General features: G+C 59.2%; 22 protein-coding genes. 14 read left to right on the top strand and 8 right to left on the bottom strand.

Annotation, left to right across the window (positions count from 1 at the left end):
- Positions 1–13 precede the first annotated feature (13 nt).
- The 6 genes from H7H48_RS18705 (at position 14) to H7H48_RS18680 (ending at position 4,643) form a co-directional block, all read left to right on the top strand.
- Positions 14–1,072, top strand: a complete 1,059-nt coding sequence (locus H7H48_RS18705; protein ID WP_229450667.1) for a TRAP transporter substrate-binding protein — start codon at positions 14–16, stop codon at positions 1,070–1,072.
- A 17-nt stretch (positions 1,073–1,089) separates the two neighbouring features.
- Complete coding sequence (locus tag H7H48_RS18700) at positions 1,090–1,575, top strand: hypothetical protein (RefSeq protein ID WP_229450666.1); 486 nt, start codon at positions 1,090–1,092, stop codon at positions 1,573–1,575.
- Between the two features lie 65 nt (positions 1,576–1,640).
- Positions 1,641–2,135 carry a copper chaperone PCu(A)C gene (locus tag H7H48_RS18695; RefSeq protein ID WP_090330079.1) on the top strand — a complete coding sequence of 165 codons (495 nt, stop codon included), beginning with the start codon at positions 1,641–1,643 and terminating at the stop codon, positions 2,133–2,135.
- Positions 2,135–2,740 (top strand): SCO family protein, encoded by a 606-nt coding sequence (locus H7H48_RS18690; RefSeq protein WP_007010765.1) that lies wholly within the window; start codon positions 2,135–2,137, stop codon positions 2,738–2,740. The genes H7H48_RS18695 and H7H48_RS18690 overlap by 1 nt, the downstream gene beginning before the upstream one ends.
- Before the next feature lie 10 nt (positions 2,741–2,750).
- Positions 2,751–4,178 (top strand): PepSY domain-containing protein, encoded by a 1,428-nt coding sequence (locus H7H48_RS18685; protein ID WP_229450665.1) that lies wholly within the window; start codon positions 2,751–2,753, stop codon positions 4,176–4,178.
- 90 nt (positions 4,179–4,268) lie between these two features.
- The gene (locus tag H7H48_RS18680; protein WP_229450664.1) at positions 4,269–4,643 is read left to right on the top strand and encodes a hypothetical protein; all 375 of its coding nucleotides are present in this window, start codon (positions 4,269–4,271) and stop codon (positions 4,641–4,643) included.
- A 15-nt stretch (positions 4,644–4,658) separates the two neighbouring features.
- On the opposite strand, the gene H7H48_RS18675 is transcribed toward H7H48_RS18680, so the two are convergent.
- A complete protein-coding gene (locus H7H48_RS18675) occupies positions 4,659–5,669 on the bottom strand; it encodes a sugar-binding transcriptional regulator (protein WP_229450663.1) in 1,011 nt (336 codons plus the stop codon).
- A gap of 208 nt (positions 5,670–5,877) precedes the next feature.
- Here H7H48_RS18675 and H7H48_RS18670 point away from each other — a divergent pair, with 208 nt between their 5' ends.
- Genes H7H48_RS18670 through H7H48_RS18650 form a run of 5 tightly spaced genes read left to right on the top strand, consistent with a single transcriptional unit; the run spans position 5,878 to position 11,558 of the window.
- A complete protein-coding gene (locus H7H48_RS18670; RefSeq protein ID WP_229450662.1) occupies positions 5,878–6,858 on the top strand; it encodes an ABC transporter substrate-binding protein in 981 nt (326 codons plus the stop codon).
- A gap of 12 nt (positions 6,859–6,870) precedes the next feature.
- A complete protein-coding gene (locus tag H7H48_RS18665; protein WP_229450661.1) occupies positions 6,871–8,574 on the top strand; it encodes an iron ABC transporter permease in 1,704 nt (567 codons plus the stop codon).
- A complete protein-coding gene (locus H7H48_RS18660) occupies positions 8,562–9,641 on the top strand; it encodes an ABC transporter ATP-binding protein (RefSeq protein WP_229450660.1) in 1,080 nt (359 codons plus the stop codon). The genes H7H48_RS18665 and H7H48_RS18660 overlap by 13 nt, the downstream gene beginning before the upstream one ends.
- A complete protein-coding gene (locus H7H48_RS18655) occupies positions 9,641–10,828 on the top strand; it encodes an MBL fold metallo-hydrolase (RefSeq protein WP_229450659.1) in 1,188 nt (395 codons plus the stop codon). Before H7H48_RS18660 ends, H7H48_RS18655 begins: the two co-directional genes overlap by 1 nt.
- Complete coding sequence (locus H7H48_RS18650) at positions 10,806–11,558, top strand: 5'/3'-nucleotidase SurE (protein ID WP_229450658.1); 753 nt, start codon at positions 10,806–10,808, stop codon at positions 11,556–11,558. The genes H7H48_RS18655 and H7H48_RS18650 overlap by 23 nt, the downstream gene beginning before the upstream one ends.
- 15 nt (positions 11,559–11,573) lie before the next feature.
- Here the strand turns inward: H7H48_RS18650 and H7H48_RS18645 are convergent, their stop codons facing one another.
- From H7H48_RS18645 to H7H48_RS18635, 3 genes are all read right to left on the bottom strand, one after another.
- The gene (locus H7H48_RS18645) at positions 11,574–14,525 is read right to left on the bottom strand and encodes a dermonecrotic toxin domain-containing protein (RefSeq protein ID WP_229450657.1); all 2,952 of its coding nucleotides are present in this window, start codon (positions 14,523–14,525) and stop codon (positions 11,574–11,576) included.
- A 635-nt stretch (positions 14,526–15,160) separates the two neighbouring features.
- The gene (locus H7H48_RS18640; RefSeq protein WP_229450656.1) at positions 15,161–17,905 is read right to left on the bottom strand and encodes a dermonecrotic toxin domain-containing protein; all 2,745 of its coding nucleotides are present in this window, start codon (positions 17,903–17,905) and stop codon (positions 15,161–15,163) included.
- A gap of 398 nt (positions 17,906–18,303) precedes the next feature.
- Complete coding sequence (locus H7H48_RS18635; protein ID WP_229450655.1) at positions 18,304–19,983, bottom strand: Na/Pi cotransporter family protein; 1,680 nt, start codon at positions 19,981–19,983, stop codon at positions 18,304–18,306.
- 302 nt (positions 19,984–20,285) lie between these two features.
- Between H7H48_RS18635 and H7H48_RS18630 the strand changes: the two genes are divergently transcribed.
- Complete coding sequence (locus tag H7H48_RS18630) at positions 20,286–20,621, top strand: hypothetical protein (RefSeq protein ID WP_229450654.1); 336 nt, start codon at positions 20,286–20,288, stop codon at positions 20,619–20,621.
- A 133-nt stretch (positions 20,622–20,754) separates the two neighbouring features.
- Here H7H48_RS18630 and phnE (H7H48_RS18625) read toward each other — a convergent pair whose 3' ends face one another.
- The 4 genes from phnE (H7H48_RS18625) to phnD form a co-directional block, all read right to left on the bottom strand.
- Positions 20,755–21,558 carry a phosphonate ABC transporter, permease protein PhnE gene (gene phnE, locus H7H48_RS18625; protein WP_229450653.1) on the bottom strand — a complete coding sequence of 268 codons (804 nt, stop codon included), beginning with the start codon at positions 21,556–21,558 and terminating at the stop codon, positions 20,755–20,757.
- A complete protein-coding gene (gene phnE / locus H7H48_RS18620; RefSeq protein ID WP_229450652.1) occupies positions 21,552–22,373 on the bottom strand; it encodes a phosphonate ABC transporter, permease protein PhnE in 822 nt (273 codons plus the stop codon). The genes phnE (H7H48_RS18625) and phnE (H7H48_RS18620) overlap by 7 nt, the downstream gene beginning before the upstream one ends.
- On the bottom strand, positions 22,370–23,164 hold the full coding sequence (gene phnC, locus H7H48_RS18615; protein WP_229450651.1) for a phosphonate ABC transporter ATP-binding protein: 795 nt from the start codon (positions 23,162–23,164) through the stop codon (positions 22,370–22,372). Before phnC ends, phnE (H7H48_RS18620) begins: the two co-directional genes overlap by 4 nt.
- 81 nt (positions 23,165–23,245) lie before the next feature.
- Complete coding sequence (phnD, locus tag H7H48_RS18610) at positions 23,246–24,247, bottom strand: phosphate/phosphite/phosphonate ABC transporter substrate-binding protein (protein WP_229450650.1); 1,002 nt, start codon at positions 24,245–24,247, stop codon at positions 23,246–23,248.
- 177 nt (positions 24,248–24,424) lie between these two features.
- On the opposite strand from phnD, the gene H7H48_RS18605 reads away from it, so the two are divergent.
- The gene (locus H7H48_RS18605; protein WP_229450649.1) at positions 24,425–25,297 is read left to right on the top strand and encodes an HAD-IIB family hydrolase; all 873 of its coding nucleotides are present in this window, start codon (positions 24,425–24,427) and stop codon (positions 25,295–25,297) included.
- A 7-nt stretch (positions 25,298–25,304) separates the two neighbouring features.
- Entirely contained in the window at positions 25,305–26,075 is a 771-nt protein-coding gene (locus tag H7H48_RS18600) for a DeoR/GlpR family DNA-binding transcription regulator (RefSeq protein WP_229450648.1), read from the top strand.
- Positions 26,076–26,148 lie beyond the last annotated feature (73 nt).

The raw sequence follows: 26,148 nt of genomic DNA, 5'->3' as shown, positions 1-26,148 counted from the left end.
GAGGAAACCCGACATGAAACGCAGAACATTCCTTACGGCTGGGGCTGGTGCCACGGCTGCGGCGCTCGCCACACCGGCCATCGCGCAGGGCAAGATCGAGTGGAACCTGCCCACCAGCTTTCCCAAGAATGCGCCGGGCGTGGGCACGAATGTCACCGGCTTTGCCGAGAAGGTGGCTGCCATGTCCGATGGCCGCCTGACCTTCAAGGTTTTCGGTGGTGGCGAGCTGGTGCCGCCCTTCGGCGTGGAGGATGCCGTGCAGCAGGGCAAGGCCCCTGTCGGGCACAACCCGCCCTATTATGCCGCCGGCAAGAACCCGTCGCTGCACTGGTTCACCGCGGTGCCCTTCGGCATGACGGCAGCCGAGCATTATGCATGGCTGCGCTATGGTGGTGGTCAGGAGCTGTGGGACGACATTTACGGCCAGCGCAACCTGAAGCCGCTCTACTCCGGCAATTCTAACACGCAGAGCGCCGGCTGGTTCAAATCCGAGATCAATTCGCTGGACGACCTCAAGGGTCTCAACATGCGCATTGCCGGTCTCGGTGGCGAGATGTACCGCAAGCTCGGCGTCAACGCCGTTCTCATGCCCCCGCCGGAAATCTTCCAGGCGTTGCAATCGGGTGCGCTTGACGCGGCTGAATGGGTCGGGCCGTTCCTCGATCAGGCGTTCGGCCTGCAGAAGATCACCAAGAACTGCTACCTGCCGGCCTATAACGAGCCGAGCGCAGCACTTGCCATCGTTTTCAACAAGGACGCATGGGCCGAGCTTTCGCCCGACCTGCAGGCGATCTGCGAGGCGGCGGCTCTTGCCGCAAGCCAGGAGGCGCTTGCCCAGTTCGATTATCACAATGCCCGCGCCATGGCCGCGCTCGAAGCCGAGGGCGTCATCTTCCGCGATGTGCCGGACGATGTGGCTGAAGGGCTCAAGAAGGCATGGGAAGAGGTTCGTGACGAACTGACCGCCCAGAGCGAAGATGTTGCCCGCGTGCGCGAGAGCTATGACACCTTCCTGGCGGAAAGCGTGAAATACGCCAACGCCATGAACATGCCGCTGCTCAAGCGGCGCTAAGAGAAGCAAGTTCCGCAGTGGACGAGTGTTTTCGCCCACTGCGGTCCGGCTGCCGCATTCGTCGCAGTGACACGGTTGCGGAAATGTGGCACCACACGCCCATGAAGCTGATGCGTGACATGTTGAAGGATCGCCTTGCGACTGGCCTGATTGCCGGTCTTCTGGCCTATTTCCTCATCATGCAGGGCTTTGCCGCCGCCTTCGCCCAGGGTGCGATGGCAGGCACTGGCGGCATCCCCGGTTTCATTATCTGTACGCCGAGCGGCATTGGCCTCGCCGAAAGCGATGGGTCTGCGCCGGCGCGCAGCGCGCATGACTGCTGCACCACGCTCTGCCAGACAGGCTGTGCCGTATCGCCGGCCCTGCCGGGTGAACATGCGGGGCTAGACTGTGCCTCCCGTGATGCTTTCTCCATTGCGCGCCTGCCCGGTGCGCTAGTTCTTCATCCTGTTGCGCTTGGCTTTCTTGCAGAGGCGCGCGCGCCACCGGTTTTCTCCATCTGACGCATTGAATCATGAAAACGTCCACGGGTGACCGTGGCCGGTATCTGCGCTTATGGAGACAAGACATGCGCATTTTGACCCGTACCCTAACGGCTGCAATGCTGTTCATTGCCGCCCCCGCATTCGCTGGCGATTACACGCTCGGCAAACTGGAGCTCGACCAGCCCTGGACCCGTGCGACACCGCCCGGTGCCAAAGCCGCGGGCGGCTTCGTTACCATCGTCAATGGTGGCGAAGAAGACGACCGTCTGGTCAGCGCCGAGGCCGCTTTTGCGGGCCGCGTGGAACTGCACACGATGGACATGACCGATGGTGTCATGAAGATGCGTCATCTGCCTGATGGCATCCCCGTGCCGGCGGGCGAGACGGTCAATCTCGCACCGGGCGGCCTGCATGTGATGTTCATGGAGCTGAAGAAGCCGATTGCCGAGGGAGCGCCGGTTTCCGTCACGCTCACCTTCGAGAAGGCGGGCTCAATCGAGGTGGAGATGTCTGTGGCGAAACCGGGCGCACCTGCCCCTGAAGGCCACAGCCACATGCACAGCGAGAGCAAGAGCTGATGTCTCGCCGCTCGCTTTCAATCCTGGCCGGCGCGGTTCTCGCGCTGGTCCTTGCCATCGTGGCTGTGGCGACGATGAACATCACCCCCGGCGGCAGGGCCGGCGGGGGAACCGGCACCGCCGATATAGGCGGTGCGTTCACGCTCACTGGAGAGGGCGGAGAGACCGTCACCGAGGCTGATTTCCTTGGCAAGCCGACGGCGATTTTCTTCGGTTTTACCTTCTGCCCGGATGTTTGCCCGACCACGCTTTTCGAGCTGTCAGGCCTGATCGAGGCGTTGGGCTCCGACGCAGATAAGCTGAATTATGCGTTCGTTTCGGTCGATTGGGAAAGGGACGGACCCGAGGACCTTGCCCGCTACACATCAAGCTTCGACGATCGGATCAGGGGGTTGGCTGGAACCGAGGAGCAGATCGAGGCGATCACCAAAGCCTATCGGGTCTATTACAAAAAGGTCCCGACGGAGGATGGGGACTACACGATCGATCACTCTGCGTCGGTCTATCTGATGGACGCCACAGGCGGCTTCGTTGGCACGCTGTCCTATGGCGAGGCGCACGATTCCATGCTGGAAAAGCTGAAGCGTCTGGCAACGCAGAGCTGAGGGGGGGATGATGAGCAATACCAATACACAGGCGCTTCCCGGCCTGCCGACGCACGAGGCGACCGGCAAGACGCTGAGGCGCAAACTCTATCTGGCGGCATGGCGCTGGCATTTCTATGCCGGTCTCTACGTGGCACCTTTCCTGGCGATGCTCGCCATTACCGGGCTGATCATGCTCTGGGTGAGTGCCATAGACGGTCGTGATGGCGAAAAGATTGGCGTGACGCCGCAGGGTGCGCAGACCAGCATTCTTGCACAAGCCTCCGCCGCGCAGACGGCGCTGCACGAAGGCCATGTGGTCGAATATATCGCGCCGACCGCAGCCGACCGCGCCGCCGTTTTCCGTGTCGATAGCGGAGGTGAGGCGATGATGGTTGCCGTCGATCCCTACACGGCCGAGGTTCTGGACATCTGGAACAGGCAGGCCGGCTGGTACGACTTTGCGTCAGATATTCACGGAACGTTGCTGATCGGCGATCTGGGTGACCGGTTGATCGAGATAGCCGCCGGTTTCGGTATCGTCCTGATCGTAACCGGGCTTTATCTGTGGTGGCCGCGTGACGGGCAAGGGCCCGGCAAGGCGCTTCGCCCCGATTTCGGGGCGCGGGGCCGGTCCTTCTGGAAGTCGCTGCACAAGACTGTCGGTCTCTACACCGCGCTCATCCTTTTCGTCTTTCTCATCAGCGGCCTGTCCTGGGCTGGCGTCTGGGGAGAAAAATTCGTCCAGGCATGGAGCACCTTTCCGGCGGAGAAATGGGACAATGTGCCCCTTTCCGACAAGACGCATGCATCGCTCAATCATGGAGCGACCAAGGATGTGCCCTGGGCGCTGGAGCAGACGCCGCTTCCCGCGTCGGGATCTGATGCAGGCCGTGCCGGACTGCCGGCTTCCGGCCCGTTCAATCTCGATGAGATTGTCGCGTTCGGGCGCAGCCTTGGCTATGAAGGGCGCTTCCGTGTCGCCACGCCGCGCGGCGATACGGGCGTGTGGACGCTTGCTCAGGATTCCATGAGCAACGATTCCACCGACCCTGCGTCCGACAGGACGGTGCATATCGACCAGTACACTGGCAACATTCTCGCGGATGTGGGCTTTGCCGACTATTCGCCGGCGGGCAAAGCGATGGCCGTGGGCATTGCCTTCCACGAAGGCGATATGGGGCTGTGGAACCTCGCGCTGAACACGGTTTTCTGCCTGTCCGTCATCTTCCTGTCGATCAGCGGCCTGGTCATGTGGTGGATGCGCCGGCCCTCGCGCGCGCTGCGGCTTGCTGCTCCGCCGTTGCCGGCCAACCTTCCCCTGTGGAAAGGGGCGGTGGTGGTGATGCTTCTGGTGTCGCTGCTGTTTCCATTGGTGGGCATCACGCTGCTGGCGCTGCTCGCGTTGGATGTGCTGGTGATCCAGCGTGTCAAACTCCTTGCACGCCTTCTTGCCTAACGCGTTGTTTGAAAGTGGTATCGCCGGGCGGCGCTTTCCGATTGAGCGCCGCCCGCTCTCGTCCTATGATCGGCTCGAATGGAGAGTGCGATGCAAAGCGAAAAACCCCCGAGAGTTTCGTCTCTGATCAACAAGGTGCTGGCCAATGCGCCGCAGCCGAACGACATCCGCCTTCTCGCGCAGCGCCTGCATGACCATGCGCTGGAGCCTCGCTCGACACCTGAGGAGACGCAGGCGCTTGTGGCGGATCTGGGATACGCGACGATCGCGGCGTTTTGCGAGGCTGCCGGTCTGCCCGCACATCTCGCTGATCGTTGGGAGCGTTTCGGCATTTCCGGCGAGATGCGGCAGGTGCTTTTGCTTTTGGCTGCCCAGCGCCGCGCCATGGTTGAGGCCGTGCGTGAATTCGAAGCCATAACGCATGTAGGGCTTGACGACTTCATGCGTGAGCGCGGCCTGATCTGACCATCCGTCAAATATTCAAAGCCCGTCGTCTTCCGCACGGTCGAGCAGCATTTGCGCTGTCGCTGCATCGGTGATGAGCGCGGCTGCGGAAACCGTGCGCAGGGCAGCAAGAATAGCGGAGACCTTCTGTTCCCCGCCTGCGGCGAGAATTACATGGGGAATGCGGGCCACCGTATCCAGATCTATGGCCATGATACGCTGGTTGACCTCGTGGTCGACCATCTGTCCTGCCGCATCCACGAAATAGCACAGAATGTTCGCCACCGCGCCTTTGTCGCGCAGAGGTTCGATCAGTGCTTTGGGCACGATGCCATGCCGGAAGATGGTCGCCTCCGGTGAAATCGCGCCCACGGTCAGAAGCGCCATGTCTGCCTTGGCAGCTCGCTCGCGCACATCGCGCAGCGATGGTTGCTCCCAGAGACGTTCGCGCAGGTCTGGATCGTCCACCACCACCGGCGCACTGATCTGGTAGCTGTCCACCTTGAAGCGTTCGGCCACTTTGGTCGCAACGATGGATGGGTTGATCCATTGCGAATGTGGCAGGCTGCCCACAAGGCCGATGACGGTCGAGCCTGTCAAATCGCGCTGAGCCATGAAGCTCAGGCTTGAATGCAGCGTGGCGCCGCCGCCAATGGCGAGCGTCATGCCAGGCTTCATCTGCTCTTCAAGGTAGCGCGCCACGGCATGCCCGATCGCGCGCTCCAGGTTGTCTTCCTCTTCAGGGGCAGGCACCACAATCGCGCTTTGCAGACCCCAGCGCTTTTCCAGTTTTCGCTCGAGCGCCACCTGCTCGGCGGTCTCGGCATTGATGGTGGTCACCACCATATGGCTTTCGGCACTGGCCGCGAGCGCACGCATGACCTTCATGCGGCTCACATTGAGCAGGCTGGCAATCTTCTCCTGCGTCAGGCCTTCCACATGATAGAGCCAGGCCATCTTCACATTGAGATCGGCGGAAGACAGCGTTGGCTCGTCTGCCGGCTTCTTTTTGCTTTTTCGCGGCACGGCGGTGATTCCCTCTCTCATCGCGCAATGGTTTTAGCACAAGGCAGTTTCACGCGTGGTTCATTTGAACGGTAAAATTGCGAAATTTTATTGCGTTCTTTTGTTATTGACGAAAAACATATGTTCATATTCAATATAGGGGCGCTTTTGTTACAAGCCTGTCATATTGCGCATGCAGGGGAGGAGCTCCGGTGCAAATGCCCGGAGATGCAAACAGAGGAGTTATCCCATGGGACGCCAGTCCACGATCCGTTCGGTTGCGCTCGCAGCCGCACTGCTCACATCCACAGCCGCTTTCGCTGAGAACCTCGTTCTTTACACCTCGCAGCCTGATGCCGATGCTGCAGAGACCGTCGATGCTTTCAAGGCCGCCAATCCCGGCGTCGAGGTTGAGATCTTCCGTTCCGGCACCAGCGATCTCATGACCAAGCTGGCCGCAGAGTTTGCCGCTGGCAGCCCGCAGCCGGACGTGCTTCTGATCGCCGATGCAGTCAGCATGGAAACGCTCAAGAAGGACGGCCACCTGATGGCCTATCCGGAAGCCAATGTGGAAGGCTTCGAGGAAGCCGCCTATGACGCCGAGAAGACCTATTTCGGCTCCAAGCTCATCACCACCGGCATCGCATACAACACGGCAGCGGCCGAAAAGCCGGAGCATTGGTCCGATCTGACGGGCGAGGCCTACAAGGACCTCACCATCATGCCGAGCCCGCTCTATTCCGGTGCCGCAGCCTATCTCCTGTCCGCCTTCGTCAACCGCGACGACCTCGGCTGGGACTATTTCGAGAAGCTGAAGGAGAACGGTCACGTGGCCGTGCGCGGCAATGGCGCTGTTCTGAAGTCCGTTGCAAGCGGTGAGAAGGCCTATGGCATGCTCGTCGACTTCATGGCCATGAACGCCAAGAAGGACGGTTCGCCCATCGAGTTCGTGTTCCCCGAGGAAGGCGTGACTGCCGTCACCGAGCCGGTTGCCATCATGTCGACCGCGAAGAACCCGGACGTGGCCAAGAAGTTCGTCGATTTCATTCTCTCCGACGATGGTCAGAAGCTGGCGCTCAAGCAGGGCTACCTGCCGGCGAAGCCTTCTGTCGGTTCGCCCGATTGGCTGCCCGAGGGCACCAAGATCAACGTCATGAGCGTTGACGTGAAGAAGGTTGTCGATGAGATCGCCGGCAACAAGGAGAAATTCTCCTCCATGTTCGGCGGCTAAGGAAAAACCTTAATGACCGCAATTCGTAAGGAACGTCAGGGCCAGGATATGGCCCTGACAGCGGGGATCGTCGCGCTTATCGTCATCTTTTCGCTGCTGCCCATGGCGCGGCTCTTGCAGGAAGTCATCCTGCCCGGCGGTCAGTTCTCGCTTGATGTCATTCGCAATGGTCTGATCGACGACACGACCTGGCGCGCCACCTGGAACACGCTGGTGGTTGGCCTGGGCGGAACGATTTTCGCCCTGGTGCTCGGTGTGGCTGTTGCCATTCTCGTTTCGCTGTCGGATGTGCGCCAGCGTCAGGCTTTCGTCCTGTGCTTCGTCACACCGCTCATGATTGCGCCGCAGGTGACCGCGCTCGCCTGGCTGCAGCTTTTCGGCCCCTCCAGCCCGCTTTTGAACATGCTGGGCATGGCGCCGCCGCTTGGCACGCGCAATCCGCTTTATTCGCCTGAAGGCATCGTCTTCCTGCTCGGCATCCAGTATGCGCCGCTCGTCTTTCTGATCGTGCGCGCCGGCATGCGCAAGCTGCCGCGTGAGCTGGTCGAGGCCGCGCAGTCGAGCGGGGCCGGCTGGGTTCGCGTGCTTGGGACCATCATCCTGCCGCTCATGACGCCCTCCATCGTGGGCGCGGCCGCACTCACCTTCGTTTCCTGTGTCGGCAATTTCGGCATTCCCGCATTCCTGGGTATCCCGGCAAACTATCTTGTTCTGCCGACGCTCATCTATCAGCGTCTGGCCGGTGGCGGGCCGGATGTCCTCTCAGAGGTGGCGTTCCTTTCGGTGCTCATCGGCGTCATCGCCATGGTCGGCATCGTCATGCAGGACCGCATTGCGAGCCGTCGCGATTTCCGCATTACCTCCACCTCGCTGCCTGCCGCGCCCTACCAGCTCGGCGTCTGGCGTGTGCCGGTGGAACTGGGAATGTGGGCTCTGATCGCGCTCATTCTCGTGCTGCCGCTGGTGGGGTTGATCCTCACATCGCTGGTGCGGGGCTACGGCGTGACACTGACGGCTGAAACGGCCACGCTGGAGAACTACTATTTCGTGATCTTCCAGCATGCGGCGGCAAGCCGGGCCTTTCTCAACAGTCTCTATCTATCGGCGGGCGCGTCGATCTTCGCGGTCTTCGTGGCGATCCCGCTCGGCTACGTGATCGCCTGGGGCAACAAGCGCTGGATCAAGGCACTCAACCTTGCCATCGAGCTGCCCTACGCGCTGCCGGGTGTGGTGCTCGCCATCGCCTCGCTGCTCCTGTTCCTGAAGCCCATGCCAATCACCGGCATCCAGATTTACAACACGGTCTGGATCATTCTCTACGCCTATCTCGCGCGCTTCCTGATCCTGGCCGTCAGGCCGACGATCACGGGCTATTTCCAGCTCGACCGAGCGCTTGAGGAAGCGGCACAGGTGGCCGGCGCAGGACTGTTCACACGGATGCGCACCATCATTTTCCCGCTCATCGCTCCGGCGGCCATTGCCGGCGGATTGCTGATCTTCATGACAGCGCTGTGCGAGCTGACGGTGTCGGCACTTCTGTGGTCCTCAGGCTCGGAGACCATCGGCGTCGTGATCTTCTCTTTCGAACAGGGTGGCGATTCCAAATATGCGGCGGCGGTTTCCGCCATCATGGTCGCAACCACCTTCCTTCTGATGCTGCTCGCCAGCCTCTTTGCAAACAAACTACCGGACGGAGTTCTTCCATGGCGGGACTGAGCATTAAGAACGTCACCAAGACTTTTGGCGAGGCGAAGGCCCTCGACAATGTCTCCATCGATGTCGCGGATGGCGAGTTCCTTGCTGTCCTCGGTCCCTCGGGCTGCGGCAAGACCACGCTTCTGCGCATGATTGCCGGTTTTGAGACCGTCAGCGGCGGCAACATCCACATCGGTGAGCGGCAGGTCTCTTCGCCTGAAGCAAACACGCCGCCGGAAAAGCGCCGCGTCGGCATCGTCTTCCAGAACTATGCGCTCTGGCCTCACATGACGGTGTCGGAAAACATCGGCTATGCGCTCAAGGTTGCGCGGGTTCCGAAGGCCGAGCGTGACGAGCGGGTCAAAAACGCACTGGCTCTCGTCAATATGGAGCAGTATGGCGACCGCCGTCCGGCAAATCTGTCGGGCGGGCAGCGACAGCGCGTGGCGCTGGCACGCTGTCTTGTGGCCGAGCCGCGGCTGGTGCTGTTCGACGAGCCGCTGGCCAATCTCGATGTGCATCTGCGCGCCTCGATGGAGGACGAGTTTGCCGACTTCCACAAGCGCACCGGCACGACAATCCTCTACATCACCCACGACCAGGCCGAAGCCATGGCGTTGGCAGACCGCATCGCGGTCATGGATCATGGCCGCCTCATGCAGCTTGCCACGCCACGCGAGCTCTATCATGAGCCGGCAAATGAGATGGTCGCCTCCTTTATCTCACAGGGCATGGTCCTGCCGGCCAATGTTGAAACGGCAGAGGCTGACGGACAGTGCCGGGTGACCGTGTTGGGGCAGGAGCTGGTCGTGCGTTGCCGGAAGGGCGAGAAGCCGCGCAAGGACGCGCGCATTTGCTGCCGCGCATCACAGATCCAGTCGGTTGGCACCAGTCAGCCGGGCTTCGAGGGAACCATCACAAGAGCAGTGTATCGCGGCGGTTCGGCGCGGATCGAGTTCGAGCCCGAGGCGGCTCCGCATCTCGGCCTGCATTTTGATCAGCCCGACCCTGTTTCTTTCGAGGCAGGGCAGCGAGCAAGGTTGGCGATCACGTCGGGGTGGCTGATCCCGGCCGATGGAGCCGCCTGATGTTGCAGGTCGATCTTCAGGGAGGGTTCGGTGAAAAGGGGCGCACCAGCGTTGTCGTCAGCGACGGCAGCACCCGCGTCATGCTCGATGCCGGCATAAAGGTTGGGGCGACGGGGGACGAGTATTACCCTGTTCTCGCTCGCCCGGTAGCTGAGATCGACGCGCTTTTCATTTCCCATGCCCATGAAGATCACATCGGGGCGCTGTGCCGTCTGCGGCGCCAGGGATATGCCGGCCCGATTTACATGACCGAGGAAACGCACCTGGAGATGCCGGCAACGCTTGCACAATATGCGGACCCGGCAGATCTGGCGGATTTCTCTCCGCTTGCAGAGCAGATCCGTCTGTTTCGACCCGGCGATACTCTGACCACCGGTGCGCTGCGTGTGGAAACCGGTGCTTCCGGCCATGTGGTGGGGGGTGTCTGGTTCTCGGTTGAGGAGGCGGGACAACGGGTCGTCTATTCCGCCGACATCGTGCCCCAGAGCGCGGTGTTCCCTATGCAACCCTTGCCCGCCTGCGACCTGCTCATTCTTGATGCCTCCTATGGCGCCGATCCTATTCCGGGGGCGGAGCGTGCGCGACAGATCGGAGAATGGGTTGCCGGATATGCCGATGGCTGTCTCCTTCCCACGCCGCTTTCCGGTCGCTCACTCGAGTTGATCGCGGCCATCGACGTGCCTTTTGCGATCGAGGCTGGCATGCGCGCAGCCTTGTCGGCTCAGATTCACGCACCGGACGCCGTTCATAAGGACCGGGTCAAGCTTCTGTCGGAGCGGTTGGATGCAGCACGGGACTGGACTGTCGGTGAACCCCTTCCAGCCTGTCCGCTTCTGGTCCATGACGGAATGGGCGTGGCGGGTCCTGCGCGCCCGGCGCTTGCAGCGGCAGAGACTTCCGGCTTCCCCATTCTCCTGAGCGGGCATCTGCCTTCAGGCTCTCCCGGGGCGCGGCTTGTCGATGAGGGCAAGGCTGCGTGGATTCGCATGCCAACACACCCCACACTGCCCGAAAACATTGCCCTATGGGAGGCGGCAGGCCGACCGCGCCTGATCGGCCATTCCTGCGATGCAGCCGCGCTGGAAGCGCTGCGTCAGCACATTCCCGCTCTCATGCCCGGTGCGCGCACCGGCGACGCCTACCAGATTGATGAAGAGATGATACATGCGCATTCTGATTTCCAATGACGACGGCATCGAAGCTCCCGGCATTGCGCTGGCAGCAGAAGCGGCATCCCGCCTGAGTGACGATGTCTGGGTGGTGGCACCCGATGGCAAGCGCACTGCCGCCGGCCCTTCGCTTACCATTGCACGCCCACTCACCATGCGCAGGCTCGGTGAGCGCCGCTATTCGTGCTCGGGCACACCGGCGGACTGCATTGTCACCTCCATGGGATGGTTGTTCAAGGATGATAAGAAGCCGGACCTGGTGGTTGCCGGTGTCAATGACGGGCGCAATGTGGGTGAGGATCTCGCCTATTCCGGCACGCTTGGCGTTGCCCGCGAAGCCACCTTCTGGGGTATCCCCGCCATCGGCTTCTCCCGCGTCAAGGAGGCGAACTTGCGCGACGGGGACGCCGCCTGGCTTGCAAGGTTCATCGAGCGCCTCTGGGTGACCCGCAATGAGTGGTCTCTCGAAGGCCACTGGCTGAGCGTCAATCTTCCGGCAGATCTTCCGGCATCCGTCTCCCAGCCTTCGATCGGCCGGGACAAGATCGCCCGCAAGGTCGACATCGTGCGTGAGGACGGCGATGAGATCGAACTGGTGGTGCCGCGCGGTCGCGAGCATGCAAGCCGAAAGGGCGATGAGAACAGTCTCATCGCCGAGGGTTTCGCCACCGTGAACCGGCTCAACTGGTTTGGTGAAACCCAGCTCGCCGGCGCTTTCATGGAAGGGCTCAGATCGGCGACGAAATAGTCTGTGCACACGGCCTCAGCGGTTGTTCGCCTGATATTCTTTCACCCATTCCGAAGTGCGTTGTTGTCTGGATTGCGATGTCCCCGTGATCGATGTCTCGTCAAAGCGGGTTCTGATCATCTCTTCTCCCGCGTGACCTTGCGTTTCAGCAAGCCATGCATCTGGTATCGTCAGGTTTTCTGGCTCATCTGCATTGTTCAGCCAAATCTCATTCAACCATTTTTGGACGCGCGTCTGGATCGCTTCCTGAAAATCGGGAGGCGTAGGGGATTGGGAGGTGTCGCTGGCTTCGGCGCCACCTTCGGTCTGTTCCACCTCTTCCGGAGTTTTGTGCTGTAGCACGCGCGAGGGCCCCGGCTGGGGTTCCTCAATCGTGCTGGTATCGGAAGGAATACCATCCACCCATTCCTGGGTGCGCTTCTGCCCACGTTTTGTCATATCGAGAGATTTTAGGCTGTCGCTGGCTTGGCCAGATGCCATGGAACTTTCCGGCAACTCTGGAGGCGGGCTCGCATCAAGAGTGATCCGCCCTAGCCTGAAATCCTCGTAGACCTGGAGAGGGATGCCGTAAGTCGTGTTGACTGAGCGGGAAGCGGCAAGCTCTGCAATGGTTCTTCTGATGTTCTCGTCTGAAGAGTCCAGCAGATAGACGTTCTTGGCTGGTGGTGGCGGAAAGTGTACTTCATCGAGAAATTCGTAGTCATAGCCTCCACCGTCCACGAAGGAGCCCACTTTCCTGCCTTCTGTCACGACGGCATATTGATACATGACACCGTCGGCTGAGTCGTATTGCCAGATGTCCAGCACATTGTTGCTGGCGGTGAGAGATGCGCTACCAATGGTTGCCGGCCTCTCGAGCATGTTGACAACTGCGTGGAAATCTCGGGATGGGCGAAACCAGCCAGCCGCAAGAAGCTGGTCGGGTCTTAGATTGTCCACGCGGTAGACGAGGTGATAGGTGCCGATCCGGCCGTTTTTTTCGGCTTCACGGCCCAGGTCCTCGAGTTTGAACCGCAGCGCATCCACACGTTCCTTCATGGCTTCGATCTGGTCGAGAGCAGCACTTTCGTCCGCATCCGCGATGACATAGTAACCACGTCTGTTCAGCGATTGCCTGATTTGGGCCGCGCGCTGAGCCTGATAGGGGGGGCGATCAGGACCGGCACCATTGGCGGTTATGCGCTTCCAGCCACCATTGCCATCCCCATGCAGGATCGCCACAGACTTTCGTGTTTCCGGGTCGATAACGTTTACGTAGCCATCCCGCAGCTTGAAGTCGCTTCTGATTTCGTAAGTGCGAGGAACACCCGTGAGATCATGGTGGCGTATGAAGTAACGGCCACCCGCTTGAAAGATGCCTGCCTGATTGGATGCGCGCCCTTCAATGAGCGAGGATTCTACTTCAAAATCGGATATGTCCCCGATGCGAAGGGGCTGCTCCTCAACAACCGGACGCAAAGCTGAGGACGCGAACGCATCTTCACCCTCTGCAGAAATTTGCTCTGCTTCAGAAAGGTTTCTCGCCACAGAACCAAGGGCTGCTCCAGCCAGCATCGTGCCCCCAGTGGCCATGGCTCCGACAGCGCCTGCTTTGCGCTCATCATAGGTGTCGCCCGTGATCGCCTTGTTGGCTTCAAGGGTCAGTTCGCCCCCCATGGTGATGCCCAGGAGACCAAACTCGAGTTCTGGAGTCAGAATCATGACGGGCCAGAGAACCCTGTTGAAGCCGCGCAGGTTGCCAATCCAGCGATCAAGTGTGATTTCGCTGTCCGAGGTGATCAGGGTGTCGGCGTCTGAAAGACTGCGCAGTCGCATGTTTTCGGCGATCGCATCGAACAGGTTACCTGTGTATGGCGTGCTTCTGGAATTGATGCCTGTGCTCCAGGCTCCTGACCCCAGCTTCTTCAGGCCGTTGGCGACGCCTGTATGCCAGAATCCGTCCTGAAGATTGACAAGTGAGAAATGGTGCTCAAGCCGCTTACGTCCCTGCGGCGACGCTGCGGTCTCCTTGACCCAGTTTTCGAGCGCTTCTTCGCTTAGAAACTCATGAAAGGAGGGGGTCTCACCCGGTATATAAAGCACTGTATGCTGGTTTGGGCGGACAAACCGGAGAATGTCGTTTGAGGCATAACCGTTGATGTCGAAGGTCAAAACTTCGACATCATCTTCCCCTTCCGTCTCTGTCCCGATGCCGTTCGATATGGCCGCCAGGAGGGGATCATTGTTCACGCCGGCTCCGCGCATGACCATGATCAGAGCGGAGAGTGAGAGCTTAAGGTCACCCACAGCGGTTACGGCAGCAACGGCAAATTGAATTTTCGCCAAAAGCGCGACGTCGTCCTGATAACCTGCCCAAAAATCATGCAGGTTCGAGAGAACTTCAGATTGGAAATCGGCCTTCCAGATTGCGTCTCTCAAACTGGATGCTGAAACCTTGAATTCATTGGGCGAGCCATAAAAGCCCTCTCCGCGGCCTTGTGTGTAGACCCCTTCATATGCATCCAACGCCGATGACTGAAGATACTCTCGATTCGCACCGAAGTTTGCTAGAAGTAGGTCGGTCAGTGAAGTGGATGAGTTGGGTTCGCCAGTGTGTTCGACACCGGTGAAACTTGTTGTGGATGAAACCGCTGAGCTGAACGTGTTCAGGTAAAGCTCGTCAGGGTCGGCATTTTGTCCCGTCAGGTCTTTGATGATAGTTGCCATGCTGGCCCGTGCCATTTCACGAATATCTGGCACGTTCTGCCGAACGGCGTACGCGGCCTTGCTGACCTCAGACAGCTGGTCCTCTGTCAAAGTGCATTTGAGAACTCGTGCGTGGACCAGTTCAGCCGTTTCGCCTGAATTCGAAACTCCGCTTGTCGCTTCTGTGGAGGACGGCGTCTCTTTGGGCGCCGGGGTTCGCCGTGAAGTAGAGGGATTTGTCTTTGCTTCAGCACTGTTTATTTCAAAACCAAGATGTATCATTGTATAATAATCCAAATTGGAACATAATTCGTAGATTAGATTCTTTATCCAGATTATAAAATATTTTGTTGATTGTCTATTTCCTGTGAAAGCAATAGTAGAATTAACTATATTTACCGGGGGAATTTTATTCTCTTCAGTTCTCTTGGGTGAGAAGCAGGTTTAGCTTGCTTTCAAACGAGAACCACTCAGCAATGCACGCTTTGCTTGGGGCCTTGCCGCAGTCTTTTAAAATGATGCTGTCTGAATCCCTTGACGGGCGAACCCGACCCCGCGTTCCATCTTTTTTTGAGCATGGGCGAGGGCGGCGGAAGACCGCAAGCTGAGTGTCGATCTTCCCGTAGATCTGCCATCCGTCTCCAGACCTTCTATCGGGCGGCCCGCAATCGCCCGCAAGGTGGAGGTTGCGCGCGGGGACGACGATGTGATCCAGTCGATCGTGCCGTGCAGTCGCGAGCACGCAAGCAGCAAGGGCGATGAGAGCAGCCTCATCGCCGAAGGCGCCGCCACGGGGAGCCGGCCAACCGATTCGCCGAAACCCCGCTTGCGGGCACCTTCATGGAAGGCGTGCGTGCTGCGTCGAAGCAGGCTCTCGGTGATCGTGCTCGCCAGGACTTTCTGGTTGGCGGGTGCCCCTAGCTGTCCTTTGAATGGTCATACGCTTTGACCCAGTCGCCCGGCGGGCTCTGAGGAGGTTCCGGGGCATCGTTCAAAACCACATTGTTGATCTCGGAGTTGAGCATGTTCTCACGGATCCAGTTCATGGCCTTTTCGTGATTCGACAGGGGGTGAGTTGGCAGTCTCTCTTCCTCTGGATGGATAGTCGTGCCGGTGTTGACCCAATGTTGCGTCCGCTCGTGGACTGTACCTTCATACTCGGGTGGTGTGGGAGAATGCGCATCTGTTTCAGGGGTGCCAGTATATGGAATTCGCTGGCCGCTCGACCCCATCGCTCGTGATGGCCCCGGCGTGGGCTCCGCCGCATTGGTCTCCACCCAGCCGCGTGTGCGCTTTTGACCATGGAGTTTGGTGTCAAAGGACTCGAGACTGTCTTGAGGAACGCCTGATTCAGCCGAGACACTGGATCCACGCGGCAGCTCTGGTGCGTCCGATCCGTTAAGAGAAATACGGCCGGTTCTGTAATCTTCAAACACATCCAGCGGTATTCCATAAGACGTGTTGAATCGGTCAGAATTTGCAATATCTGCGATGAGTTCCCGGACCCAATCGTTGGATGAATCGATCAGAAACACATCTTTCGCCGGCGGGGGCGGGAAATGCACTTCGTCCATAAACTCGTGATCCCAGCCACCGCCATCCACGAATGAACCTGCCTTTCTGTTGTGCATCTTAATCGCATATTGATACATGACGCCGTCTTCAGGATCTGCCTGCCAGATATCCAGTACGTTGTTGTTGGCGGATAGCGATGCGCTGCCAATGGTTGCCGGTGCATCGATAAGGTTTGAGACTGCGAAAAAGTCTTTTGAAGGGCGGAAGCCGTTGTCTCTCAACAAAATACGAGGGGAAACATTGTCAACGCGGTACACGATGCGATAGTTTCCAATCAGCCCATCTTTCTCAGGCTCTCTACCCAGATCCTCCAGCTTGAACCGCAGGCTGTCGACCTGTTCTTTTAGTTTCTCGATCGTATCGAAATTAGCATCCTCACCCGGTGCGTTGGCGACGACATATCCACGTCGGTTAATTTCCTGCCTGACGTCGGCCGCACGTTGGGCGACATACGGTGGCCGATCTACTCCCCCACCAGCGCCAGAGATCTTCCGCCAGTCGCCGGATCCATCATTGTGCAGGATAGCAACCGATTTCCGCGTGTTCGGGTCGATCACATTTACGTAGCCGTCACGCAGTTTGAAATCGCTTCTGATCTCATAAACACGGAAGTGGCTGTCCGGGTTTTTGACGGAGATGTAGTAGCGGTCATCCACCTGATAAATATCCGCACCGTTTGCCTCGCGCCCGGAAATGACGGAAGCATCGACCTGGTAATCGGATATGTCTCCGATCTTGAGAGCAGGTTCTGGAGCAGTCATTTCGACGGCGCCCGCCATGATTTCCTCGCCGGCTTCTGCGGCGAAGGCCTTTGTTTCCACAAGCGAGCGTCCAACCGCGCCAAGCGCTGCACCGGCCAACACCATGCCACCGGTAGAAGCCGCGCCGTAAAACCCCTCCTTGCGTTCACCATAGGTGTCGCCAGACACGGCTTTGTCGATCTCAAGGCCGATTTCGTTCCCCATGGTCACGGCCAGCACTGCAAACTCGATTTCTGGCGCAAGCATGAGGAGAGGCCAAAACATCTTGTTGAAGCCGCGCAGCATATCGATCCAGGTATCGCGGGTGACCTCACTGTCGGATTTGATCAGCGTGTCAGCGTCCGAAAGGCTGCGTTCTTGCATGTTGAGTGCAATGTCAGCGAAAGGGTCGGCTGAAAACGCTCGGCTTTTCGAATTGATGCCTGAAACCCATTGATGCGAGCCAAGTTTTTTAAGCCCGTTTTCGACACCCGTGTACCAGAGGCCGTCCTGAAGATTGTATATTGAGAAGTGGTGCTCAAGCTGAGCTCTTTGTTCTGGCGAATCTGCTGCCTTTTTGACCCAGCTCTCAAGTGAAGCATTGTCCTTAAATTCATGAAACGCCGGAGTTTCCCCCGGAACATAGAGAACAGTATGCCCGTCGGAGCCGACAAATCGCAGGATGTCGCTCGCCGCATAACCATTAATGTCAAAAGTCAGTGTTTTGACGTCCTGGTCTGTTTCGCTGCCGATGCCGCCCGCGATTGCAGAAAGATACTTGTCCGTCCGGGCGCCCGCACCTTTCATGGCCAGTGAGAAACCTTCGAGGGAGAGCTGGGACTGCTGCACTGCCTCTATCGCCGAGGTTGCAAACTGCACCTTGGCCAGTGCTGTCACTTCGTCCTTGTGGTGCTCCCAGAAATAGCGGATTTTTTCGAGGACTTTCGGCTGGAAATCCTCTTTCCAGATGGCGTCTCTGAGGTCTGCGATAGAGATCCTGAATTCGTTGGGCGCTCCATAATAGGATTCTCCAGCGCCTTCAGTATAAACCCCCTCAAAAACGTTCAGATCGTCGGAAGTTTCATACTGCTGGTCGGCGCTGAAGTTTTGAAGGAGCAGGTCGGTCAGGGGTACCGACGAAATCGGCTGACCGGTATGCTCCCAGCCGGTGAAGCTGGCGGTGGTAGATGCAGCAGAGCCGAATGTATTCAAAAACAGTTTGTCTGGATCAGCATCCTGACCACTGATTTCTTTCACAATCCTGCTCATTGTTGTGCGCGCCAGCGCGTGAATGTTTGGCGCCTCCCGACGAATGGTTTGCGAAAAGGTGGCGATCTCCTTACGCATCTCTTCGCTCAAACTGCATTTGAAAATCTGTGCCAGAACACGCGTCTTCGAGGATGTGCGGGTGTCTGTTTTTTTTTATGCCAAGCCTGTCGTCTGTCTCGAGAAACGGATCCGTTTTCAAGGCGGACGCCGGGCGCTTGACTGCGGGAGGCTTCAATCCCGTAGAATACATATTGTTATTAAATATGTTTGATTTTAGTACTGTCATGTAATTGTTTAAGCCTAATATATTTAAAGTATATTCCTCCTTTATTCTATATTTTATTTTATGTTTGTATATAGAGATTTTTATGCGCGCTGTCAGCGCGCGGCCCCACTGAATGGAGCCATATCTAAACCTGGTATGTGCGGCGGGGTGAGCGGCGAGATGAAGTCTCTGGATCTGCTTTCCAGCTGCCTTAACCTGCCTTCAGTCGAGAGCCGCTCAGCAGTCCACGCTCTTCGAGCACTGGATAGGCAAATGTGGCCAGAAGCGAGTTGATCTGTTTCAGATCGCGGATCGTATCGAGATGGATGGAGCTTGTTTCCACGCTTTGCTCGGTGCCTTGCCGCAGTCTTTCAAAATGGCGCTGACTGGTTTCCTTCTCGACGTCGCGTAAGCGATCCTTTTCCATCACCAGCTCGCGGGCGGTCTCGGTGTCCTGGGTGACCAGAAGGTTGAAAGCCAGACGCGCATTGGCAAGAACGGAGGCATGGAAACCGGCGAGTTCCCGCCAGCCTTCGCTGGTGAATTCGACACCGCGTTCCATCTTTTTCTGAACATGGGCGAGCATGTTGCGCACGATGATATCGCCCACCTGTTCGAGCTTGACGCACACGCCGAGCAATTCATGGCAGCGTCGCGCATCCTCTTCTGTCATCTCGTGACGGGTGATGCGGGCAAGATAGAGCTTGATGGCTGCATGGCGCCGGTCCACCGTGTCGTCGACAGCGGCGAGTGCAGCGATCGATTTCCGGTCTGCCTTCTCATAGAGCTCGAGAATGCGACACAGCATGAATTCCACCGTTTCGCACATGCGGACGGTTTCGCGCGTCACATTGGCCAGTGCCTGATGCGGTGTGTCAAGAGCGCTCACGTCAAGCGCGCTGGTTTCCGCCATTTGGATTTCTTCGTCCTGGTCGACTTTGTCGTCTTCTGCTCCCCCTTGCAGCGAGACGAGCGCCTGGGTGGCCTTGAGCACCAGACCCGAAAGCGGAATCCCGGCAACAAGGATCAGCACGTTGAAGGCGATATGCGTGTGTATGATCCGGTTCGCGGGATCGCTGCCCAGGATTTCCAGGCTGGGATTGAAAAACACGTAACACAGCAGAAGGATGACCGAACCCAGACCGCGCATAAGCAGGTTGCCAAGGGGAACGATGCGGTAGCTTGGCGGCGAACTCCGCGTCAGCATCGGCGCGATGAAGGAGCTGCCGAGATTAACACCCAGAACCATGACGATGCCAAGCTCGGGAGAGACGATGCCGCGGGCGGCAAATGTGGTGAGGAGGAGCACGGCTGCAATGCTCGAATGAAAGAGGTAGGTTGTCACCGCAGCCAGCAGAAATGCCGTAATCGGATCGTCGGACAGGTAGCCCACGATGAGCGGAACGATGGTGCTTTGTCTGAGAGGCTCAGAGGCTTCGCCCATCATCTCCAGGGAGAGAATAAGAAGGCCGACGCCCACGAGGATACGACCGAACTGCCGCCATTGACGGCGCTCCGTGGCGAGGAAAATGACCGTTCCAATCAGAATGCAGAGTGGCACGAGCAATGTCAGATCGAAACTGAGGATCTTGACGACCAGAGCCGAACCCACCTCTGCGCCGCGTACGGCCAGAATGCCTGACAGTCCGGTTACGATTCCGAGGCCCGCGAAAGAGCCGATCAAAAGTGTGACAGCCGTGGAGCTTTGAAGGGCAATAGAAAGGGCGAGGCCGGTCAGCGCAGCCAGAACAGGATTGCCCAACGTCTCCCGCAGCCGCTGGCGCAAGAGATTGCCATAGGCGCGTTCCACGCCTGTTCGCACCATGCGAGTTGCCCAAAGCAGCAATGCCACTGCCCCGGCCATATGCAAAAAGAACACGGAACCGCTCATATCGCCTCGAATAAGTCTAACACAAACCCGGTCCTCCGGTGAGCCTGCAGAAAATTCTGCCACAAGACCGGAAATCCCCTTCAGGCTTGCCGAAGATGCTAAAGGGGCATGTTACATTTGTAATTCTAAATTAGCAAATGTTCATTCCTTGAAGGGCGGTTATCGCTGCGTTTTGGAATCCCGGACGTCTTGAAAAATCGGTTGACCACTGAGGAAAAATATACTCAAGTCAAAATGCATCAAAAAAGCGAAAGATGCAAATAACAGTGTTAATTATAGTTATATATATGAAGGAGTTTATTGTGAATACTTCTTTTAAGTATTGTAATGATGTTCGTTCCCCCTACAGCTATGGCGGCGGCGGCTCGTCGTTTGGAGCCATGGCGACGGGGGGTGGCCTTGGTCTGGCAGTGGGTGGCCCTATCGGGGCAGCATTTGGCACAGCCGGTGGAGCGCTGGCTGGCGGCATCGCCGGCGGTGTTCTGGGATCTGTCTTTCCTGTCGTCGGGACTTTCGCCGGTGCCGCGACCGGTGCCGGGCTCGGTGCGACGATTGGAACAGCCGTCGGCACTGCGGCCGGTGTTGCGCTCGGGGCCCTCACGGGCGGTACGGCAGGCGCGATCACCGCACGATTATAAGATTGTTTGATAGTGCCTGTCGGCAGCTTTGGCGCACGGGCGATAAATCCTTCAAGAAAAAGGAGTCCGGCGCCTAGCCGGGCTCCCCCAACTTTGCCCTCTGTCGGCGGGCTTTTCGCGTTGCGCTCTATCCTCAGATGATCCGCTTGCGCAGCCATGCCGAAACGACTTCGCCAATAACGACCAGTGCGAGAATCGCCAGAAGCACCGTGGCGGCCTCCTGCCAGTTGAACGTGTCGATGGCGCCTTGCAGGATGATGCCGATGCCGCCCGCGCCCACGAGGCCGAGAACGGTGGATTCCCGCAAATTGATGTCCCAGCGCAGGATGGCCACGGCCCAGAAGGTGGGCATCACCTGCGGCACGATGGCATAGAGGATCACCTTGAAGCGCGATGCGCCGGTCGCTTCCAGCGCCTCGACGGGCCGTCGGTCGATTTCCTCTATGGCCTCGCCCAGAAGCTTGCCGATGAAGCCGATGGAGCGGAACATGATGGCGATGATGCCGGCCACGATGCCGGGGCCGAATATGGCCACGAAAAGAAGCGCCCAGATGATCGTGTTGACCGAGCGGCTGGACACGAGGATGAAGCGCCCGAGCCACAGCGTCGCGGCGTTCGGTGTCGTGTTCTGCGCGGCGATATAGGCGACGGGCAGCGACACGAACACGGCGATTGCCGTCGCGATGGTGGCGATGTTCACCGTCTCCACCAGAACCCACAAAATGCTCGGCAGGTTCGTCACATCCGGCGGCACCATGCGGCTGAACAGGTCGCCCATCTGTTGCGGCGCGTCAAACACCCAGGGCCAGATCACATCGATGCTGGTCAGGGCCCAGACGATCGTGATCACGGCAAAGAGAAAGATCGCGTAGCGCTGCATCCGCTCTCGCGGCGTGTAGCGCGCCCAGTCTTCGAGGGAGGTGTCCATGCTCACCATATCCGTTTCCTGATCTGGCCACTGATCGCCTCACTCAAAAGGATGACGGCGACGATCACGATGGTGATGGCCAGTGCGAAGTCGTAGTCGTAGCGGCCAAAGGCGTTGGCCAGTGTCGAGCCGATGCCGCCCGCGCCGACAATGCCGACCACGGCCGAGGCGCGCAGATTGCTATCGAGCTGATAGATGCTCAGACCGATCTGGCGCGGCATGATCTGCGGGAACACCGCATAGATGAGTGTCGGGAAATAACCCGCGCCCACGGCGCGCATTGCCTCCACCTGGCCCCAGTCGATCTCTTCGATCCGCTCGGCCAGCATCTTGGCGACGAAGCCGATGGAATAGACGATCAGGGTCAGAACACCGGCGAAGGGGCCGAAGCCCACGGCCTTCACGAAGATGATCGCCACGATGACCGGGTGGAAGCTGCGGGCCACAATGATGAGCCCGCGGCCAAGCAGATAGACGGGTCTCGGCGCCAGGTTCTTGGCGGCCATGAAGGCGATGGGGATCGACAGGAGCACGCCGCCCACGGTCGCCAGAATGGCGATCTTCAGGCTTTCCAGAAACCCGTCGATCAAAAGCCCGCTGCGTTCGAAGCTTGGCGGAAAGGCACCGCTGAAGATGCGTGCCGCGCGCGTCATGCCCTGCGAAATCCGCTCCCAGTCTATCGGCAGCATGAAGAAGGCCCAGCCGATATAGATCACCACCGCCGCCAGCAATCCGTAGCGCAGCACGGGATTGGCAATCATTGGCGGCTTGCGCCAGGTATCGGGCAGGGAAGTGTCTGGCGCGGAGGAAGACGTCGTGCTCATGCCTTCTGGGCCCTCAGCGGCGTGACGTTGTCCATTTCGCCGCGCTCTTCGGCGGGTACGCCGGCGTAGATCTCGTCCATTGCATCCTTGTCGAGCGCATCCGGTCCGGCATCGAAGATGATGCGGCCATAGCGCATGCCGACAATGCGGTCGGTATACTGCTTGGCCTCGGCCACATTGTGAATGTTGATGAGCACCGGCAGGGAATATTCGCGCGAGAGCGCGCGCAGCAGTTCCATGATCTGCTCGGAGGTTTTCGGGTCGAGCGAGGCGGTGGGCTCGTCGGCAAGCAGGATTTCCGGCTCCTGCATCAGCGCGCGCACCACGCCCACGCGCTGGCGTTCGCCGCCGGAGAGCTCGTCCGCGCGCTTGTTGGCGTAATGGGCGATGCCCACGCGCTCCATCAGCTCATAGGCGCGGCGAATGTCTTCTTTCGGATAGCGCCGCATCGCCGCGCGCCACAGCGGCAGATAGCCGAGACGGCCCGACTGCACGTTCTCCATGACCGTCAGCCGGTCGACCAGGTTGAAGCCCTGAAAGATCATGCCGATGCGCCGGCGGGCGGCGCGCAGCTTAGCGCCTTTCAGGTCGGTGAGCATGAGACCGTTCAACTCGATCGACCCGGAGCTTGGCTCCACCAGGCGGTTGATGCAGCGCAAAAGCGTGCTCTTGCCCGCGCCGGACGCGCCGATGATGGACACCACACTGTCGCCGGGCACTTCCAGATCCAGTCCCTTGAGCACCGGCGCGCCATTGCCATAGCGCTTCACCAGCTGCGAAATCTTCAGCATGCATCAACTCCGAAAATAAGTGAGTGATCGGAAAAAATCGGGCGCGAGACCAAACCCCGGCATCTCGCGCCCGCAGGAGGATCACTCTTTCGCAAGACCCTGCGGCGTGTATTCCACGCCATTTGCCTTCTGGATCTCGCGGATCACGGCCCAGTCCTTCTGATAGGTGACGGGCACGAACTTGCTGACGCCTGAGAATTCCTCGCCGAGCGCCGTTCCGGCAAAATCGAACGAGAAGAAGGCTTCCTTGATCTTCTCCACCAGCGCCGGATCGAGATCATGGGCGTAGGTGTAGGAAGTGGTCGGGAACGGGTCGGATTCCCAGACGATCTTCACCTCTTCCGGATCGTAGAGATCGCGTTCGGCCATGCGGTCCACCACTTCGGATGCGACCGGCGCGGCGTCATAGTCGCCCGCCACCACGCCCAGCATGGACTGGTCGTGCGAGCCCGAATAGACCACTTCATAGTCCTGTTCCGGCACGACACCGAGCCCGGGGAAGAGCGCGCGCGGTGCAAGATTGCCGGAATTGGAGGTGGGCGAAGTGTGGGCGATGCGCTTGCCCTTCAGATCCGCCATCTCGTTGATGCCGGAATCCTTGCGCGTATAGACCTGCAGCTTGTAGCCGAAATTGCCGTCTTCCGATCCCATGATCGCAAAGGGCACCGCACCGGCGAGATTGACGGCGAAGGGCGTCGGGCCTGTCGAGAAACCCGCGATGTGCAGGCGACCGCTGCGCATGGCCTCCACCTCGGCGGAGTTGGACTGCACGGCGAAGAACTGCACGTCCTTGCCCGTCACCTCTTCAAGATGCTCGATGAAAGGCTCCCAGATATCCTCATAGATCGCCGGGTCTTCAACCGGCGTGTAGGCAAAAACCAGCGTGTCCGGGTTGGAAAGCTTCGCCGGATCGGTTGGCGCATCGGCGACAAGGTCGCCATCGGCATCGCAATACATGGCGTCGAGCTGGCCGCGATTGGCGCAGTCCTGCGCCTGTGCGGCGGTGCCTGCCAGCAATGCGGAAACGCCAAGAAGGGCCGCAGCGGTGCTACCGGCAAGTCGTGTATCGGTCACGAAAGACATTGTTTTCTCCTCCTGCGCGGGCTTGCGCCCGCTTCTCCCACGCAGGGTGCGCTCCACCGCACCCATTTGCACGGACCGTATCGAATTTCTGTGGTAGTTTGCAATATTCAATTCAAGATAATTTGGAAATCCCTCGAAAAATCTCCGAAACACGGCTAAAAGCGTGGCAGATCGCTCATGTTGGAGAGGTGTCCGGTGGTGGAAATGGCGGTGAAGCGGGAAGAGGCCAGGACGTTGGAGCCGAGACCGTTTGCGGGTATTGGCACCGATGTTCTCGCCGGGGTCGACTATGTTCTCACCGATATCGATGACACGCTCACCACCTCCGGGCGTTTGCCCGCCCTTGCCTACCAGGCGCTTGAGCGCCTGCAGGAAGCCGGCATTGCAGTTGTCCCGGTCACAGGCCGTCCCGCCGGATGGTGCGACCTGATTGCGCGCTTGTGGCCCGTTGATGCCGTGGTGGGGGAAAACGGGGCGTTCTACTTCGCGTGTTCTGCGCAGGGCGGCATGATCCGGGTGTTCGCCCAGTCTTCCGAGGAGCGGCATGATGGACGCCAGCGCCTCGACCGGTTGGCCAGGACGATTCTCGGCTCTGTCCCCGGCGCGCGGCTCTCCGCCGATCAGAAATTCCGCGAGGCCGATCTCGCCATTGATTTCGCCGAAGATGGCCCGCGACTGAGCGATGCGGACATCGCCCGCATCGTCACCTGTTTTGAAGATGCGGGAGCTGTCGCAAAAGTGTCATCCATCCATGTCAATGGATGGTTTGGCCAATATGACAAGCTGGCCATGACACGCCGCCTGTTTTCCGAACGGTACGGCCTGGATCTGGAGAAGGCGGATGGGAACGTGATCTTCGTTGGGGATTCCCCGAATGATGCGCCCATGTTCGGCTTCTTTGAAAACAGTGTTGGTGTTGCAAATTTCGTCGACTTTCTGGATGGCAGCGTAACGCCGCCCAAATGGATCACCCGGCAGGCCGGTGGCGCCGGGTTTGCGGAGGTGGCAGATGCCATTCTTCGTGCCAGAGGAGGCATGACAGGGGCATGAGGGGGAAATGACGCGTCTTAGAAAAACCGCGCGCCGCGAGCAGATCATACTTGAACTGCAGCACCATCCTCATGTGCGCACGTCCGAGCTGGCCGCACGGTTCGGCGTCTCCACGGAAACCGTTCGCCGCGATGTCGAGGCACTCAGCCAGGAAGGTCTGATCCGTCGCGCCTATGGCGGGGCATCCGCTGCACCCATGGGCGCGCAGCCGCCCTTTGGCGAGCGCGATCAGGCGCGCATTGAGGAGCGCGTGCAGATCGCTGCACGTGCGGCCGCGCTCGTGCGCCCCGGCGAAGTGCTGATGATCGATGCCGGCTCGACCACCCATCAGTTCGCTCTCAATCTGGCGGCCATGGCGCACGACCTGACGGTCCTCACCAACAGCGTTGCCGTGGCCTCGGCCCTTGCCCAGAACGAAACCATTCAGGTGGTCATCTGTCCCGGAGACTTTATGGCGCGAGAGGTGGGGATCTACGGCGCGGAGACCATCGATTTCATCGCCCGGCACAATGCCAACCGCGCCTTCATCGGCGCGAGCGGCCTGACCGCCAGCGGCATTACCGAGGCGAACCGCCTCGCTGTCGGCGTCAAACGCGCCATGATCCGCCAATCCCACGAGAGCTATCTTCTGGTCGACCACTCCAAGTTCGACGTTAATCTCGTTGCGACGGTTGAGCCGCTCTCCGCCCTCACGGCGATCATCACCAACGAGCAGCCGACGGGACGTCTTGCAAAGGCGCTGACCGATGCGCATGTCGATGTGCATCTGGCGGGCTAATGCATGTCGCTTTCAAATGAATTCATTTGAAAGACAACGAACATGCATCATTTGAAAGTGTTACAGCGTCCTT

It is taken from the genome of Nitratireductor sp. B36, from assembly GCF_020833685.1.
Taxonomy (GTDB): domain Bacteria; phylum Pseudomonadota; class Alphaproteobacteria; order Rhizobiales; family Rhizobiaceae; genus Nitratireductor.
This window is presented reverse-complemented; position numbering and strand designations above follow the sequence as displayed.

Bases quoted from the DNA above. Each gene is read 5' to 3' on its own strand.
- H7H48_RS18705 (WP_229450667.1), top strand. From the start codon at position 14: ATGAAACGCAGAACATTCCTTACGGCTGGGGCTGGTGCCACGGCTGCG.
- H7H48_RS18695 (WP_090330079.1), top strand. From the start codon at position 1,641: ATGCGCATTTTGACCCGTACCCTAACGGCTGCAATGCTGTTCATTGCC.
- H7H48_RS18690 (WP_007010765.1), top strand. From the start codon at position 2,135: ATGTCTCGCCGCTCGCTTTCAATCCTGGCCGGCGCGGTTCTCGCGCTG.
- H7H48_RS18685 (WP_229450665.1), top strand. From the start codon at position 2,751: ATGAGCAATACCAATACACAGGCGCTTCCCGGCCTGCCGACGCACGAG.
- H7H48_RS18680 (WP_229450664.1), top strand. From the start codon at position 4,269: ATGCAAAGCGAAAAACCCCCGAGAGTTTCGTCTCTGATCAACAAGGTG.
- H7H48_RS18675 (WP_229450663.1), bottom strand. From the start codon at position 5,669: ATGAGAGAGGGAATCACCGCCGTGCCGCGAAAAAGCAAAAAGAAGCCG.
- H7H48_RS18670 (WP_229450662.1), top strand. From the start codon at position 5,878: ATGGGACGCCAGTCCACGATCCGTTCGGTTGCGCTCGCAGCCGCACTG.
- H7H48_RS18665 (WP_229450661.1), top strand. From the start codon at position 6,871: ATGACCGCAATTCGTAAGGAACGTCAGGGCCAGGATATGGCCCTGACA.
- H7H48_RS18660 (WP_229450660.1), top strand. From the start codon at position 8,562: ATGGCGGGACTGAGCATTAAGAACGTCACCAAGACTTTTGGCGAGGCG.
- H7H48_RS18655 (WP_229450659.1), top strand. From the start codon at position 9,641: ATGTTGCAGGTCGATCTTCAGGGAGGGTTCGGTGAAAAGGGGCGCACC.
- H7H48_RS18650 (WP_229450658.1), top strand. From the start codon at position 10,806: ATGCGCATTCTGATTTCCAATGACGACGGCATCGAAGCTCCCGGCATT.
- H7H48_RS18645 (WP_229450657.1), bottom strand. From the start codon at position 14,525: ATGATACATCTTGGTTTTGAAATAAACAGTGCTGAAGCAAAGACAAAT.
- H7H48_RS18640 (WP_229450656.1), bottom strand. From the start codon at position 17,905: ATGCGTAAGGAGATCGCCACCTTTTCGCAAACCATTCGTCGGGAGGCG.
- H7H48_RS18635 (WP_229450655.1), bottom strand. From the start codon at position 19,983: ATGAGCGGTTCCGTGTTCTTTTTGCATATGGCCGGGGCAGTGGCATTG.
- phnE (WP_229450653.1), bottom strand. From the start codon at position 21,558: ATGGTGAGCATGGACACCTCCCTCGAAGACTGGGCGCGCTACACGCCG.
- phnE (WP_229450652.1), bottom strand. From the start codon at position 22,373: ATGAGCACGACGTCTTCCTCCGCGCCAGACACTTCCCTGCCCGATACC.
- phnC (WP_229450651.1), bottom strand. From the start codon at position 23,164: ATGCTGAAGATTTCGCAGCTGGTGAAGCGCTATGGCAATGGCGCGCCG.
- phnD (WP_229450650.1), bottom strand. From the start codon at position 24,247: ATGTCTTTCGTGACCGATACACGACTTGCCGGTAGCACCGCTGCGGCC.
- H7H48_RS18605 (WP_229450649.1), top strand. From the start codon at position 24,425: ATGTTGGAGAGGTGTCCGGTGGTGGAAATGGCGGTGAAGCGGGAAGAG.
- H7H48_RS18600 (WP_229450648.1), top strand. From the start codon at position 25,305: ATGACGCGTCTTAGAAAAACCGCGCGCCGCGAGCAGATCATACTTGAA.